13 protein-coding genes and 1 tRNA gene are annotated in these 15,203 nt (G+C 46.6%); 10 read left to right on the top strand and 4 right to left on the bottom strand.

Annotation, left to right across the window (positions count from 1 at the left end; genetic code table 11):
* The first annotated feature begins 5 nt into the window (after positions 1-5).
* The 9 genes from SIN01_RS07835 (at position 6) to SIN01_RS07795 (ending at position 10,662) form a co-directional block, all read left to right on the top strand.
* Entirely contained in the window at positions 6-1,043 is a 1,038-nt protein-coding gene (locus SIN01_RS07835; protein WP_010026780.1) for an ABC transporter ATP-binding protein, read from the top strand.
* 2 nt (positions 1,044-1,045) lie between these two features.
* Positions 1,046-2,038 carry an ABC transporter ATP-binding protein gene (locus tag SIN01_RS07830; protein WP_047035236.1) on the top strand — a complete coding sequence of 331 codons (993 nt, stop codon included), beginning with the start codon at positions 1,046-1,048 and terminating at the stop codon, positions 2,036-2,038.
* 14 nt (positions 2,039-2,052) lie between these two features.
* Positions 2,053-3,003, top strand: coding sequence for an ABC transporter permease (locus SIN01_RS07825; protein ID WP_010025498.1), 951 nt, complete (start codon positions 2,053-2,055; stop codon positions 3,001-3,003).
* 15 nt (positions 3,004-3,018) lie between these two features.
* A complete protein-coding gene (opp4C, locus tag SIN01_RS07820) occupies positions 3,019-3,951 on the top strand; it encodes an oligopeptide ABC transporter permease (protein WP_010025496.1) in 933 nt (310 codons plus the stop codon).
* A 32-nt stretch (positions 3,952-3,983) separates the two neighbouring features.
* Complete coding sequence (locus SIN01_RS07815) at positions 3,984-5,621, top strand: ABC transporter substrate-binding protein (RefSeq protein ID WP_010025494.1); 1,638 nt, start codon at positions 3,984-3,986, stop codon at positions 5,619-5,621.
* Positions 5,622-5,768: 147 nt separating this feature from the next.
* Positions 5,769-7,145 carry a M20/M25/M40 family metallo-hydrolase gene (locus tag SIN01_RS07810; protein WP_010025493.1) on the top strand — a complete coding sequence of 459 codons (1,377 nt, stop codon included), beginning with the start codon at positions 5,769-5,771 and terminating at the stop codon, positions 7,143-7,145.
* 21 nt (positions 7,146-7,166) lie between these two features.
* Positions 7,167-8,585: an amidohydrolase gene (locus SIN01_RS07805; RefSeq protein WP_010025492.1), complete on the top strand. Its 1,419-nt coding sequence runs from the start codon at positions 7,167-7,169 to the stop codon at positions 8,583-8,585.
* A gap of 117 nt (positions 8,586-8,702) precedes the next feature.
* Positions 8,703-9,896 (top strand): metallophosphoesterase, encoded by a 1,194-nt coding sequence (locus tag SIN01_RS07800; protein ID WP_052766842.1) that lies wholly within the window; start codon positions 8,703-8,705, stop codon positions 9,894-9,896.
* Positions 9,897-10,515: 619 nt separating this feature from the next.
* Complete coding sequence (locus tag SIN01_RS07795) at positions 10,516-10,662, top strand: FbpB family small basic protein (RefSeq protein WP_084688954.1); 147 nt, start codon at positions 10,516-10,518, stop codon at positions 10,660-10,662.
* 127 nt (positions 10,663-10,789) lie between these two features.
* Here SIN01_RS07795 and SIN01_RS07790 read toward each other — a convergent pair whose 3' ends face one another.
* On the bottom strand, positions 10,790-11,380 hold the full coding sequence (locus SIN01_RS07790) for a pentapeptide repeat-containing protein (RefSeq protein WP_010026260.1): 591 nt from the start codon (positions 11,378-11,380) through the stop codon (positions 10,790-10,792).
* Positions 11,381-11,583: 203 nt separating this feature from the next.
* Here SIN01_RS07790 and SIN01_RS07785 point away from each other — a divergent pair, with 203 nt between their 5' ends.
* On the top strand, positions 11,584-12,912 hold the full coding sequence (locus SIN01_RS07785; RefSeq protein WP_237760165.1) for a hemolysin family protein: 1,329 nt from the start codon (positions 11,584-11,586) through the stop codon (positions 12,910-12,912).
* 143 nt (positions 12,913-13,055) lie between these two features.
* On the opposite strand, the gene SIN01_RS07780 is transcribed toward SIN01_RS07785, so the two are convergent.
* The 3 genes from SIN01_RS07780 to SIN01_RS07770 form a co-directional block, all read right to left on the bottom strand.
* Complete coding sequence (locus SIN01_RS07780; protein WP_010026263.1) at positions 13,056-14,105, bottom strand: zinc-dependent alcohol dehydrogenase family protein; 1,050 nt, start codon at positions 14,103-14,105, stop codon at positions 13,056-13,058.
* A 331-nt stretch (positions 14,106-14,436) separates the two neighbouring features.
* A tRNA-Ala gene (locus SIN01_RS07775) sits at positions 14,437-14,509 on the bottom strand.
* A gap of 408 nt (positions 14,510-14,917) precedes the next feature.
* Entirely contained in the window at positions 14,918-15,103 is a 186-nt protein-coding gene (locus SIN01_RS07770; RefSeq protein WP_010027527.1) for a hypothetical protein, read from the bottom strand.
* Between the last annotated feature and the right edge of the window lie 100 nt (positions 15,104-15,203).

The raw sequence follows: 15,203 nt of genomic DNA, 5'->3' as shown, positions 1-15,203 counted from the left end.
ACGCATTGGGTGAACTCTTAAAGGTAGACAAGATTAAAACTGAATTCCAAACGGATAAAGGCCCGGTTACATCCGTTGACGAAGTGAGCTTTGATTTGAAAGAGGGGGAAACGATTTGCCTTGTTGGCGAGTCCGGCTGCGGGAAATCCGTAACCTCTCTGTCGATCATGCACCTGCTTGATCGAAACGGTTCGGTCACCGAAGGGTCGATTCGTTTCGAAGATAAGGATCTTGCGCATGCGAGCGAAGCGGAAATGCGCAAGATTCGTGGAAATGACATTTCAATGATTTTCCAAGAACCGATGACTTCACTCAATCCTGTGCTTACCATTGGCGATCAGCTTACCGAAGGCATCCGCTTACATATGAACTATTCAAGAGCGGAAGCACGCAGCTATGCCATTGAGATGCTGAAAAAAGTCGGTATTCCGCGAGCAGAAGGCATCATCGATGAATATCCGCACAAACTGTCCGGAGGAATGAGGCAGCGTGTGATGATTGCCATGGCGCTCAGTTGTAAACCGAAACTGCTGATTGCCGATGAACCGACAACCGCTCTCGATGTAACGATCCAAGCTCAAATCCTTAAGTTAATGAAGAAACTGCGCGATGAATCCAACACCGCGATCATTTTGATTACGCATGATCTCGGCGTCGTTGCGGAAATGGCGGATAAGGTCGCGGTTATGTATGCGGGACAGGTTGTTGAGGAAACCGATGTGTACACGCTGTTCGATAATCCCAAACATCCGTATACGCTCGGCTTGATGAAATCCATCCCGCATATTACCAATCCGGATGATATGCGTCTTAATTCGATTCCAGGATCGGTCCCGAGTGCGCGCAACATGCCGAAAGGCTGCCGCTTCTACGATCGCTGCCCGCATGCGATGAAGCGTTGTCTGGCTGAAAAGCCGGAGCTTAAACCGATTGAAGACAAACAGGCCCACAGTATTCGTTGTTTTCTTTATGAAGAGGAAGAAAAGGATTATGAAAAGAAACATGCTGAAAAGCAGCACGCTGAAAAGGAAGTGAGCTCGTGAACATGCCGCTGGATCAGGAAAAGCCGTTACTTCAAGTCAAGCATTTGAAAAAGTATTATCCAATTAAAAAGGGCGTTATTTCGCGGACAGTAGGTTACGTCAAGGCAGTTGATGATGTCAGCTTCGATATCTACCCTGGTGAGACGATGGGAATTGTCGGCGAGTCCGGCTGCGGCAAATCAACAACGGGCCGTTCCTTGGTGCGACTGGAAGATCCGACAGCCGGACAAGTCCTCTTTCAGGGCAAGGATCTGGCAACGGTCTCGCAAAAAGAGATGCGCAAGCTACGCACCGATCTGCAGATCATCTTTCAGGATCCCTATTCTTCATTGAATCCAAGAAAACGCATCGGCGACTTGCTTGCGGAACCGCTGCTCGCACACAAGCTGGCAACGAAGGCGGAAGCAGAAAAGAAAGTTAATGAGATTATGGAAATTGTTGGGCTTCCAAAACAATACAAAAACCGTTATCCGCATCAATTTTCCGGTGGTCAGCGCCAGCGTATCGGCATTGCTCGAGCACTGATGCTGCGACCAAAATTGATTATCTGCGACGAACCGGTTTCCGCACTTGATGTGTCGATTCAAGCACAAGTACTTAACTTGCTCAAGGATCTTCAAAAAAGCTTGAATCTGACTTATGTCTTTATTGCTCATGGTCTTGGCGCCGTAAAGTACATCAGCGATCGGATTACGGTGATGTATTTGGGTAAGGTTATGGAACTGGCAACGACACGAGAAATTTTCGAACATCCGAAACACCCGTACACGGAAATTTTGCTGAATGCCTATCCGATACCGAACCCGCATGAGCGTAATCGTACTCAGATGGTCATTGAAGGCGATGTTCCAAGCCCTGCAAATCCGCCGAAAGGCTGCGTGTTCCATACGCGTTGTCCATTCGCAAAGGATATTTGCCGTGAGAAGGCACCGGGATTGACCGGTAAAGATCATCTTGTTGCTTGTCATTTCCCTATTGATGAAGGAAAAGCTTGAAAGGAGGATTTTAGGTGCTTCAATACATCATACGGCGAATTCTGATCGCCATTCCCGTGCTTTTTGGGGTAACCGTACTGAACTTTTTCATTATTAATCTAGCTCCAGGAAATCCGGTCGATATGATGGTCAATCCGTCCGCAACTCCGGAACAGCTTGCCGCGACAAAACACGCTTTGGGCCTTGATCAACCGGTCTGGGCACAATATTGGAACTGGCTTGTTCAATTGCTTCACGGCAATCTCGGATTCTCCTATTCAACGCGTGAACCGGTCACGCAGATCCTAATGGCTCATGTCGGGCCAACCGTTCTGCTGATGGGTATTTCACTGATTGTCGGTTACTTGATTGCGATTCCGCTCGGCATCATCTGTGCGCGAAAGCAAAATTCATGGATTGATTACCTCGTTACCGGCTTTTCATTCTTCGGTATTTCGATACCGCACTTTTTCTTAGGACTTGGTGTTATTTATGTCTTTGCCAGCAAACTGCTCTGGTTTCCAACCGGAAGTATGAACACGCTCGGCGGAGACGGCAGCTTTATCGATACGTTTAATCACCTGGTGCTTCCAGTTCTGGTACTGGCAACAGGGATCGGCGGCAACATGGTTCGCTATGTTCGCTCCAGTATGCTGGATGTGCTGGGCAAGGATTATTTGCGAACAGCCAAGGCAAAAGGATTGTCACAATTTTTGATCACAAATAAACATGCACTTCGGAATTCCTTAATCCCGATCATCACCGTAATCGGTATTGACATTCCGCTCTTGATTGGCGGTGCGATTGTCACCGAGCAGGTCTTTCAATGGCCGGGTCTCGGACTGCTGACCATTCAATCGATTACGTCCCGGGATTATTCGACACTGATGGCGATTAATCTGCTTGCAGCATGTACCGTACTGTTTGCGAACTTGCTGACAGATATCCTTTATGCTGTCGCGGACCCAAGAATACGGTACGACTAAGGAGGATCAGGTCACATGGGGATGAAATTAAATCCGAACAAGAACGTGCCGGAAATGACCGGTACGGAAACGTCTGGGCAGATGGTCGTTCAATTCGAAAAAGAAGAAACCTATCTGCATATGGTTATGCGGAGATTTTTGAAGCATCGCCTTGCGTGCGTAGGCGTTGCTGTCTTTCTCTTAATCCTGCTCATTGCTCTTTTGGCACCGGTGATCGCGCCTCAGGATCCGGCAAAAATTTTCAATGAATTTGAGGCACCGCCTTCTGCAGCCCACTGGCTGGGCACCGATCCGGTCGGCCGTGATGTGATGAGTCGACTGATCTTTGGTGCGCAAGTCTCGATCGCTGTTGGTATTGGCGCTGTTGCGATCTATGTTGCCATTGGTATTGTCCTCGGTCTGGTTGCCGGTTATTTTGGCGGCTGGGTCGACATGCTCATCATGCGCTTGACCGATGTGTTTATGTCTTTCCCATATTTCATGGTCATTCTTGTGCTGGTGAGTATCATCGGACCAAGCTTGTTTAACATCACGCTTGTCATTGGTCTTCTTGGTTGGCCGGCCATTGCCCGCTTAGTCAGGGGCAGTGTGCTTTCAATAAAAGAAATGGATTACGTAAAGGCAGGTGTTGCACTCGGCTATTCGACGCCAAAGATTCTTTTTCAGCACATTCTTCCGAATGCACTCGCACCCATTTTAGTAAACGCAACGTTCGGTGTCGCTTCGGCCATCATCATGGAAGCATCATTAAGCTTCCTTGGGATGGGGGTTCGGCCTCCGGCAGCAAGTTGGGGGAACATGCTTACACAGGCGGAATCGATCACGGTACTTTCCTCACAGCCTTGGCTGTGGATTCCGCCGGGCTTGATGATCTTGCTGGCCGTTCTTTCGGTAAACTTTATCGGTGACGGCCTCCGCGACGCCATTGAGTCGCAAAACGCGAAATAAATTCAGATAAAAAAGGGGATGCAAACAACACAATGAAAAGACACAAATCGATGCCAAAACGGATTTTGAATTATGTGATTACCTCATTAATGGTGATGTCTCTTCTGCTTCTTGCCGCTTGCGGTGGGGGCGGTTCGGGCACATCGGGAAGTAAGACAAAAGACACGATTTACCTCGGTACAGTCAATCCTCCGGGCGGATTTAACCCAATTAATACCGGGGATATTGGCGGTCAGTTCGCGATCCGCGTGATGCTGGATGCTTTCCTTGACATGACCTCACCATTGAAGTTCCAGCCGAAATTGGCAACATCGATTGATACATCGGACAATCAGACCTATACAATTAAACTGAATCCGAAGGCAAAATGGACCGACGGCAAACCGGTAACCGCCGATGACGTGGTGTTTACCTTTAATCTAATTGCAAACCCAAAAACTGAAGTTGCCGTAGGCTCGAACATTTCGACACTGACCGGACTTGACGATAACGGTAAATTAACGGGCGGCGCGAAAATGATTCCGAACTTGAAAAAGATTGACGAACATACGGTTTCCTTCAAAACAAAGAAGCCGGTAGACCCGAACTACATCAAAGAAATGATCGGTTCGAAGATCATTACGATGCCGCAACATGTGCTTAAAGATATCGCTCCTGAAGATTTTTCAAAGAGCAAATATGTACAGGCACCGAATGTAACCAACGGACCTTATAAATTTGTTACCTATAACAAAAATGCGTACATTCAATACAAAGCAAACAATGACTACTATCTTGGTAAACCAAAAACACCTAAATTCTTTATCAAAATCATGCAGGCACCAAACCTGTTAAGTGAACTTCAATCCGGATCGATTCAAGCGAATACGTCCGGCGGTATTGGCAACTTGCCATTCCAAGATGTTGAAACAGCGAAGAAGCTGAAAAATGTAACAACGGAAATTCATCCACAGATCGGCTTCCAAACGATGCAGTACAACACCAAGACGCTGCCAAACGCAAAAGTCCGTCAAGCCCTTGCTTATGCGATTGACCGTCAGCAAATTGTAGACAAGCTGCTCAAAGGGAACGGCGAAATTGTCGATGGACCGTACACATCACAGAGCCCTTATCTTGATAAGAGCACAAACGTGATCAAGTACGATCCTAAGAAAGCAAAACAAATGCTGAAGGATGCCGGATGGGACTTCAACAAGACGCTGAACTTCGTGGTACCAATCGGAAACAAAGTGCGTGAACAATCGGCCGACATCATCGTCCAGAACTTCAAAGCAATCGGCGTTAAAGTTAAAGAAACAACGTATGACTTCCCAACGATCATGCAAAAAGGTAAGGCTGGTGATTTTGACCTGCTCCTGATCGGATTTACATTCAACCTTGACCCGGATGTTTCGGCTCTGTACGGACCAAACGGAGCTTACAACTTCATGAAATACAATAATCCGGAAGCAGTTAAATTGATTGCTCAAGGTAAAGAAGAACCAGACAGTGCAAAACGTAAAACGATTTACAGCAATCTGCAAAAAATCTGGGAAAAAGATATGCCGGTCATTACGCTTTATTCAGACCATGAAGTGGTTGTAAAGAGCAAAGACCTTGCCTACGGCGGTGCGTCAGCTTATTGGCCAGGTACAGTAGCCAACTTCCAGAAATGGGCTTATAAGAAATAATGCGTAGCCATTGAAATGATCTTTATTTAAACAGCTGCTCACTTTGAGTCAGCTGTTTAAATTTTTTCAGGAAACGCGAGGAGTTCGACAGGCAAGGATCGAGCAATGCGCGTTCGACGTGAAACTATGATGAGGAAGCGATGAATGATGAGCAACAACATGAGAGAGCAATTAAAGCATGCCGTGCACGACCAAGCAAACCAATCGCTGGAGCTTTTGTATCACTATTTGAGACTGCCATCGGTATCGGCGCAGCATCGAGCCATTCCGGAAACCGTTGCCTTCGTGAGTGATTTGCTGAACGGAATCGGTGCTGAGGTGAAGGTGCTGGATGATCTTGGCGGCAATCCTGTGATCTATGGATTCTTGCCTGCCGGCGATGGCGGCAATACGGCGAAAACGTTACTATTCTATGATCATTACGACGTTCAGCCGCCGGATCCACTCGATGAATGGGATACTGAACCCTTTGAGGCAACGCTCAAGGAGGGCATTCTCTACGCTCGCGGTACGGCTGATAATAAAGGCACGCTGATGCAGCGCATCGCAGCGATCAAAGCACTTGAGGAAACGAGCGGTCTCCCGTGTAACGTGAAGTTTCTCATTGAAGGTGAGGAAGAGATCGGTAGTCCAAATCTTCCTGTGTATTTGAAAAAATATGCAGAGCTCTTCCAGTCAGATGCCTGCATTTGGGAATTCGGCAGTACCGATGCCAAAGAACGTGTTCAGCTCTATGCAGGGATTAAGGGATCGGCTTATTATGAATTTCATGCGAAGAGTGCAGCCATTGATCTTCATTCCTCACTGGCTGCGGTTGTGGACAATCCGGCATGGCGGCTTGTCCAAGCCCTCAGCAGCATGAAAAATCAGAACAACGACATTACCGTTGAAGGCTTTTACGATGAAATCGAAGCGCCGGATGAAGCACTGATCAAACTTGTCCGCGCCATTCCCTTTGAGGAAGAGGCATTGCGTGATACTTATAAACTCACGCGGCCGCTGATCACGGCCGCGCGAGGCGAGGTACCGCAAGATGCGCTGATGCTTGCGCCAACGTTTACAATCTGCGGGATGGTGAGCGGATATACCGGTGAAGGTGCGAAAACGGTGCTTCCTAAGGAGGCAAAGGTGAAGATCGATTGCCGGATGGTTCCGGGACAGACCGGGGAGCATTTGCTTGCCTGCTTCAAACGTCATCTTGCTCGCCATGGATTCTCAGACATTACGGTTGACTTGATTGAATCGCAACGTGCCTACCGTTCAGACATTCATGATCCGTTCTTGAACCTAGTTAAGAAAACAGCCGAAGAGGCGTATGAGCATGAAGCCATCATGTATCCCAATTCGGCGGGCACCGGTCCAATGTACGCATTCAATGAATACCTGCATCTGCCGATTGTGAGCACCGGTGTCGGCTGGGTTCAATCAAAAGCGCATGCACCGAATGAATCGATTCGAATGAATGATTATGTAAACGGCAGTGTGCATATGGCTTATTTACTCACTGATTTTGCCGCCGAATAATTGAATAAAGGAGCATTCATCGTGACATTCACTGACGAAATCAAATGCATCATTAATGAAAAAAGAAGGACGTATCAAGCGCTTAGTGAACAGGTGTGGGACTATGCCGAAATGCACTTCGGCGAGGTCAAGTCGGCGGAATTGCTCAGTCAAGCATTGGCAAACGAAGGCTTCACGGTGACACGCGGAGTCGCAGGATTGAAGACCGGTTTTATCGGCAGTTACGGAAGCGGAAAACCGGTAATCGCCTTTCTCGGTGAATTTGATGCACTTGCCGGTCTCAGCCAGAAGAAAGACCGAACCGTCCATGATCCGATTGTAGCGAACGGAAACGGACACGGCTGTGGTCATAATCTGCTCGGGGTCGGGTCGCTGGCGGCTGCTTTTGCGGCGAAGGAATACATGATCAAACATCAGTTAAAGGGAACGGTGCGTTACTATGGCTGTCCCGCGGAAGAAAGCGGCAACGGTAAAGCTTATATGGCACGGGAAGGTTGTTTTAACGATGTTGATGCAGCGTTTTCCTGGCATCCGCATTCATGCAACGCAGTTCAGCATCTCTCATCCAATGCGGTTATCGAAGCACGGTTCACGTTCAAAGGGGTGAGCGCTCATGCAGCCGCTTTGCCTGAACTGGGCCGCAGCGCGCTCGATGCCCTTGAGCTGATGAATGTCGGCGTCAATTATTTAAGGGAGCATATGGCAGACAAAGCACGCATTCACTACGCGGTAACCAATAGCGGCGGCGTTTCGCCAAATGTTGTGCAATCGATTGCTGAGGAGCGATTCCTTGTTCGCTCGCCAAAGCCGGATGAAGTGAAGAAGCTGTTTGAACGCGTCGTCAATGTTGCCAAAGGTGCTGCGCTTATGACGGACACGAAAATGAGCGTCCAAATTGAAGGCGGCTGCTGCAATCTGATTCCTAACACAGCTCTTCATAAAGTCATGGCAGCATTTATGGAAGAAATCGGCTATCCCAAGCTGTCGGTGAAAGATGAAGCCTTTATCAAAGCGATCTATGCGTCACTCGGTGAACCCGAGAAAACCTTTGCAATGAAACAGCTGAATGCACAGCAAAAAGATAAGATTGGCCAAGCGCCGCTTGCAGATTGGGTATTTCCTTGCCCGGAACACGATCTGTTTATGGAAGGGTCAACCGATGTTTCGGATGTCAGCTGGAACGTGCCGACCGCACAATGCGTCACGGCAACCTGGGCTTTTGCAACCGTCCCGCATACATGGCAAGTGGTTGCACAGGGCACGCAAGATTATGCGCTGAATGCTGCATTATTCGCAGCCGAAGCGATGGCCTGCACCGCTTTAAAGGCGGTACAAGATCCGGACTTGCTCAAAGAAGCAAAACGAGAATTGAAGGAACGGCTTGCCGGAGACGTCTATGAATGTCTGATTCCAAGCAACGTCACACCGCCTACATTCTGATCGCACCACTAAAAGGAACGTTTCGCTTTAATTTAAGCGAAGGTTCCTTTTTTCATGCATGAAAATCTCCTAATCTGCGCAATTTAAGATTGATTATGGACGCAGGAGTACGTTGACATGTTCACCGGAAGGAAAACTGAACTTGGCGAGCATGCCCTCCCGGTTAATGGTCCGTCAAGGAAGGGAGAAATCGTTATGAAACGCAGCAAATGGCGTGATTATCTTGCCATTGAACTAATCATTGTTCTCATGTTCTTGACTTGCGTGATTTCAGGAGTGTTCAGCATTTTTCCTCCCGGGAAGCAAAGTGAAGCAAATCTTCAGCCCGCCGGTGCAGCACGCCACGCCGGAGGCGCTCAATTGATGCATTCTGTTTTCTTTAACAGACCGGAACCCGCAAGGCCCGAGCCTAAGGTTGCGCACAAACTGTTTAAAGGTATTGATTCAATTGACTTTACGTTTGGTGTACTGCCCGATACTCAGTATTACAGCCGTTCACACCCCGATATTTTTAAACGGATGAATCAATGGTTTGTCGCCAATCGGGATACGCTCAAGCTGCGCTATATTTTCCATTTAGGCGATATCGTTAATAATGACGACCAGCCTTACCAATGGAAAACAGCGAACAAAGCAATGAAAATACTCGATGACGCAGAAGTTCCATATGGTATCATTACCGGAAATCATGATGTTGGCTTTAAGAAAGACTACCGACCGTTTGACCGCTATTTTGGCGAAACACGTTATCTGTGGAATCCATGGTATGGCGGCTCTTATAAAAATAATCGCGGCCATTTTGATTTAATTAACACCAATGGCCAGAAATACATTATGCTAGGAATGGGCTGGGGGATTGGCGGTCAGGAAATTGCTTGGATGAATCATGTGCTTCATGCCTACCGTGACCGTATTGCTATTCTATTTGTCCATGACTACCTTGGAAGCTATGGAAAACGCACCGTACAAGGGCAGATGCTGTTTGAAAAAGTGGTCAAGCCGAATCGCAATGTGCGCATGGTAATGAACGGTCACAGTTATGGCGCAGCACGACGTGTCGATACCATTGACGACAACCGTGACGGGAAACCGGATCGCAAAGTCATGCAGATCCTATCCGACTATCAATCGGTTAAAGGCGGGCAAGGCTATATTCGGGTAATGGGTTTTGACCTTACCCATGACAAGGTGTATGTCCGCACCTTTTCGCCACAAGTGAACAAGACGCATGCGTTTAAGAAAAACAAAGACAATTTTACCTTCAGATTCGATCTGGATCAGAAGCCGAAAAAGAAAACGAACAAAAAGTGAAAATAAGCGAAAGCGCATCAAACAGCCGGCTGTTTGCCCTGAAAATATGGACAACAGCCGGTTTTGTTTAATGCTCAGCATAGCGAAGGGTTCAAAACGGGTTCAAGATCAAAACATTGCCTTGATTGTCAAAAGCGGAGGCACTCTTGCGCCTGAAAAATTCCGAAGTTAAAACGAAATCCTGACCTTCATACATTCGCCATAACCTAGTGTCTTGGCCAAGCATCAAAGCGGAGGCGTGAGACGCCTGCGGGATCGCGCTTTGTTGATGCGAGCCAGGGAAGACCCCGCAGGCAATAGCGTGTCCGAGGAGGCTTCCGGATCGCCCGCGGCAAGCGAGCAACCGAAGCGTTGATGCAAAACCATCAAGACACAGACCAACGGCACACCCGAACGTTAAAGCGAAATCCCGAAGTTAAAGCGAAACCGCCCGCGGCAAGTGAGCAGCTGAAGTGTCGTTCGTGCACAACGTGAAAGTCCCTGCATTCTGCGGAGGTAGGATCTGGTCAATCTGATTTTTCTAATCCAAACAAAATGTCAAAAAAATCACATCATTTATTGGTGTTAAATTCAAAAAAATCGGTTATTATATAGGTAGAGACAAGAAAGGATGATCTAGATGAAACGAAAAGTGACGTACATGCAGCTCGTGAAGAAAAATAAGGAAGAAATTTTAAGCGATCGTCATGAATTGAACCGGATCGAACGCAAACTGGACGAGCGTCGTGCAGCAACAATCCCGGTACGTAATAAAAGTGTCAGGTAAGCTCTGACTGTTTTAGAAAGCGGATACATGAGAACAACACAAGCGCCATGAGCGGCCTGTGTTGTTTTTGTTTTTTTATAAAACTGCATCACTTCGCCTTCATCGGCCGCGCGCAATACGCTTCATGTTATTCAACAACGCGAATACCAAACGAAGCAATCAGCGCGGTAGCCTGAAATTGATTAATTTTTAAACCTTTTGCTCGGTTGACGTCAATTCGAATCGTTTCGAAGTCGCAACTTGAGAGATTGATCTCTTTTAAAACGGTTTCGCTAAAGTCGATACCGTCAATCCATGAACGGTCAAACTCCATTTTTTTCATCTGAACCTTTTGAAACGAACATTCATTCATTTTGTTTGTTTCAAACCGGACTCCGGTGCATTTTGCCTCACTGAAGTTAGCGTAAGTCATCAGGCAATCGGTAAACGTTGTGTCTTTGAAGGTTGACTGAATGAAGTTTGTGCCCATAAATTTGCAGACTGAAAATGTATCGCGGTAGAGAATGGCCTTGTGGAAATTGAATTTTGAAAATTCACAATGTGTAAAAGAACAATCTAAAATCTCCGTTTTCGTAAAATCATCAATGAGAAACGAGCAGTGATTGAATTGAATGCCGCTCAGCAGTTTTCGTTCACTTGTACTTTCGATGTCGCAGTGATTCAGAACCGAACCTTCCTCTAAGTCCTCAAGCATTACGGTTTTCTTTTCAATAACCATCGTTGCACCACTCCTCTGTCCATCATTGGTTTAGAAACAGTGTAGCATAGTTTTAAGCGCAGAGTGCAGAGCAGCTGCAACTTCACGTTTAATAAGAACCTGTGTAAACGAACATAATAAGGAAGCAGCATGAATGATCGAATGAAATGCAAAATGTATCGTATCTCATGTGACTAAGGAGGTGACTCCATGCATTGAATGCGGTGCATGGGTCTAATTTGAATCCAATACTCGGCATAGTGATTGTCCTTGTCCTCGTCTATATCTCCGCCTTTTTTGTCGCAGCGGAATTTGCGATCGTGAAAGTTCGCGCCACACGATTGGATGAATTAATCAAGCAAGGCGATAAGCGTGCTGCAGCAGCCAAAAAGATTGTTAATGACCTTAACGCATATCTGTCCACCGCTCAGCTGGGCATTACCGTTACGGCTTTGGTTCTTGGTTGGATCGGGGAGCCGGCCATTGCTCATTTGTTTCATCCGTTGTTTCAACGACTCGGGTTCAACGCAGCCATTACCACAACATTGTCGGTGATTGTCGGTTTTTTCATTGTGACAATGGTCAGCGTGGTTCTTGGCGAGCTGGCACCGAAAGCAATCGCGATTCAGAAAGCGGAACAGTTGACGCTTTCGCTCGTCTATCCATTGATGTGGGTTCACGCACTTTTTTTCCCGATTATCTGGGGGCTTAACGCTTTGTCAAATGGTGTGATTCGCCTGTTCGGTCTTGAGCCGAATGCCGATCATGAGCAAGCCTTGTCCGAAGGCGAATTGCGCATGACTATTTCCAACAGTTTCAACAGCGGCGAAATCAGCCAAGGCGAACTGCGCTATATGAATCGGATTTTTGATTTTGACGAACGAACGGCGCGAGAAGTGATGGTTCCGAGAAGAGAGATGGTCTGTATTTTTAAGGAGGACCCAATCGATGAGACGCTTGCCACCCTTCATCACGAGAAATATACACGCTTTCCGGTTGTAGTAGAAGATAAGGATCACGTCATCGGTATGGTGCATATCAAGGATATTTACATGGACCTTGTCGATAAGAAAATCAACACACTGGACAGTTATATACGGCCCATTCTTACCGTACTTGAGACAACCCCGGTTCGTTCGCTGCTTGAGAGTATGCAAAAGGAGCGGATCCACATGGCGGTGTTGATCGATGAGTATGGCGGCACCTCGGGCATGGTGACTGCTGAAGACATCATTGAGGAAATCGTTGGTGAAATTCGCGATGAGTTTGACAAAAACGAAGAGCCGATGATCACCCGGATTAATGCAAATCAAGCAATTGTCAATGGCAAAGTACTCATTTCGCAAATCAACCAGCAATTCCAACTCGATCTTCAAGACGATGATCTCGATACGATTGGCGGCTGGCTGCTTGGTGAAAATCCAAATTTGAGAATCGGTACAACGGTTAACTACGGCGATACAACGTTTACAGTAGAGGAAATGGACGACTATCAAATCAAAAAGATCATGGTTAGAAAACAAGGACGAAACGAGCAAAACACCATACAGTGAATCTGATAAAAACGGCTATCGATCTGATCGTTCAATTATAGAAAAAACTGTTCCGGGCTACAAACGGAGCTCAGGACAGTTGATTTTGACTTGGATTTTGTAATTTTAACGAATCACTCAATGACATCCTTTGCAGAAGTGCTTCAATCAAAGTCGGTGATTACGGTAACGCCTAGTCCGGCAAAGTTGGTCATATCATGAAAGACTTTGTCAATTCCATTTAGCGAAATGGTATTTTTAACGAGCTTCCCCGGTTGAAGGCGTTTCTTTTCCACCATCTGCAGCATGCCCGGGTATTCAGAGATCGGCATGCCAAATGATCCGGAAAACTGAATTTCACGGCTGACCATTTCGTTTAAAGGAATGTTCATCATGCCGCCGTCTCCAAAAGAGGTCATGCCAATTTGGACATGTCTGCCACGTTTGTCTAAGCAGAGGACGGAGTTAAGCATTGTGGCTTGAATGCCCAGGGCATCAATACCCACCTGGGCACCGCCATGCGTCAGTTCTTTTATTGCTTCCGGTGCATTTTCTTTTTTGCTGTTGACTGTTGCGACTGCGCCAACCTTTTTTGCAAATTCCAGTTTGTCGTCGGCAATATCGACCGCAATGACATTGGCACCAATAGCGGTTGCAATTTGTGTGGCCGAAAGTCCAACTCCTCCGGCACCGAAAATAGCAACCCATTCTCCTGGAGCTACTTTGCCCCTGCTTGTTACGCCATGAAATGCGGTCATAAATCGGCAGCCCATTGCACTGGCTTCCAGAAAATCAACACCTTCCGGCAATTTCATCAAATTACGATCTGCATTCGGAATATGTGTGTACTGGGCAAATCCCCCATTATACGTGAAACCAGGCATCACCTGATGATTACAAACATTGGAATGTCCGGCGAGGCAGTGCGGGCAAGTTCCATCCCCTTGAGTAAATGGAACGATGACGCGATCCCCTTTTTTGAAATTCTTAATGTCTTTTCCAACTTCTTCGACGGTGCCGCTCATTTCATGCCCAAGAATATGCGGCAGCGGCGGGATAAATCCATTCCATTCGCCTTCCCAGGCATGCCAGTCACTTCGACAGACACCGGTGGCTTTCAGTTTTAAAATAATGCCGTCCGACGTCAATTCTGGATCAGAGACTTCCTTAACAGCTAACGGTTCTTTAAACTTATCGAGAACAGCTGCTTTCATTAATCGTGCATCTCCTTTTAAAATGAATGCATTTGCAATTTGGTGTGACCTATATCACACCAGCGGAGTTAGTATAACATTTTAGGTAAAAATTGTAAACGCTTTCATATTTGGGTTTTCCCCAATTCATTAACGCATCGTCCCGTGATTAGTGGTAAAGGGGTTGTGAACTAAAGCGTTTTACTCACAACAACCTAAATCGTATCTCATCAAAAAATGATTAGGAAATCAAAAGAGTCGGCTCTAGCAAAACGTACAAAACGTACCAAATCAGACCAAAAAAAACAGCAAGGAGGGCTTCTGCCGACATCCTTGCTGTTTTCATCGTTTATGGAGCATAGCGGGCTCGAACCGCTGACCTCTTCGCTGCCAGCGAAGCGCTCTCCCAGCTGAGCTAATGCCCCGTTACTACACAAGGGTTGAAGCCACTATGAGCTTTGTACAGGATTATATTACATTATTTCCTGCACACGGGTCAAGAATATTTGCAGAAAGCTCACGCTGTGCTGGGTTCCTGTGAAGTTTTTAGGTCGGGAAGTGGCACTGAGAAGCTCAACCATGTAGTCGGCTCATATCGTGCGTACCGAGTCGCAACGAAATAGAGGAAGCTGGATAGTTTTGGCTGTCTCGGTTTGTCTGAGAGCTGATCTGCGAGAGAGCTTCTGCCGTATAAGCGGAAATTAGGGCAAAAAAAGAACCTAGCTTTTCAGCTCTTTATTTTACTTCTTAAGTGTGACTATTGAGCAACTTGCTACAACATTAACAGAGACTGGACTCAATCCACAGCAGCGACAAAACAGTGAAAACTTGCATTACTCTTGATTCCGTACCTTAATTGCCCTAAAAATAGTAAGGACTGAGATGATGGTTGCAACTACAATCACTGTCCCCCAATATTCATTATTAGTAACAGCAAGCATAAAGCCAAGGGTGTGTAAAATGAGTAATAAACATGTACCCATGATAACCTTTTTATCCTTTAAAAACTGCCAATTCATCAGTATCACCTCTATTTTCTTATGGATTTTCCTTGCTTCATTATGATGTTAGGATAGTTTTACGGACACATTTTAGTTAAACTAAGGATTAACGAAAGGG

Origin of the sequence: Sporolactobacillus inulinus (genome assembly GCF_006539285.1) — a bacterium.
Lineage (GTDB): Bacteria > Bacillota > Bacilli > Bacillales > Sporolactobacillaceae > Sporolactobacillus > Sporolactobacillus inulinus.
Note: the sequence above shows the minus strand (reverse complement) of the source record. Positions and strands in the feature narration are given on the sequence as shown.

Bases quoted from the DNA above. Each gene is read 5' to 3' on its own strand.
- SIN01_RS07830 (WP_047035236.1), top strand. From the start codon at position 1,046: ATGCCGCTGGATCAGGAAAAGCCGTTACTTCAAGTCAAGCATTTGAAA.
- opp4C (WP_010025496.1), top strand. From the start codon at position 3,019: ATGGGGATGAAATTAAATCCGAACAAGAACGTGCCGGAAATGACCGGT.
- SIN01_RS07815 (WP_010025494.1), top strand. From the start codon at position 3,984: ATGAAAAGACACAAATCGATGCCAAAACGGATTTTGAATTATGTGATT.
- SIN01_RS07810 (WP_010025493.1), top strand. From the start codon at position 5,769: ATGAGCAACAACATGAGAGAGCAATTAAAGCATGCCGTGCACGACCAA.
- SIN01_RS07800 (WP_052766842.1), top strand. From the start codon at position 8,703: ATGTTCACCGGAAGGAAAACTGAACTTGGCGAGCATGCCCTCCCGGTT.
- SIN01_RS07795 (WP_084688954.1), top strand. From the start codon at position 10,516: ATGAAACGAAAAGTGACGTACATGCAGCTCGTGAAGAAAAATAAGGAA.
- SIN01_RS07790 (WP_010026260.1), bottom strand. From the start codon at position 11,380: ATGGTTATTGAAAAGAAAACCGTAATGCTTGAGGACTTAGAGGAAGGT.
- SIN01_RS07780 (WP_010026263.1), bottom strand. From the start codon at position 14,105: ATGAAAGCAGCTGTTCTCGATAAGTTTAAAGAACCGTTAGCTGTTAAG.
- SIN01_RS07770 (WP_010027527.1), bottom strand. From the start codon at position 15,103: ATGAATTGGCAGTTTTTAAAGGATAAAAAGGTTATCATGGGTACATGT.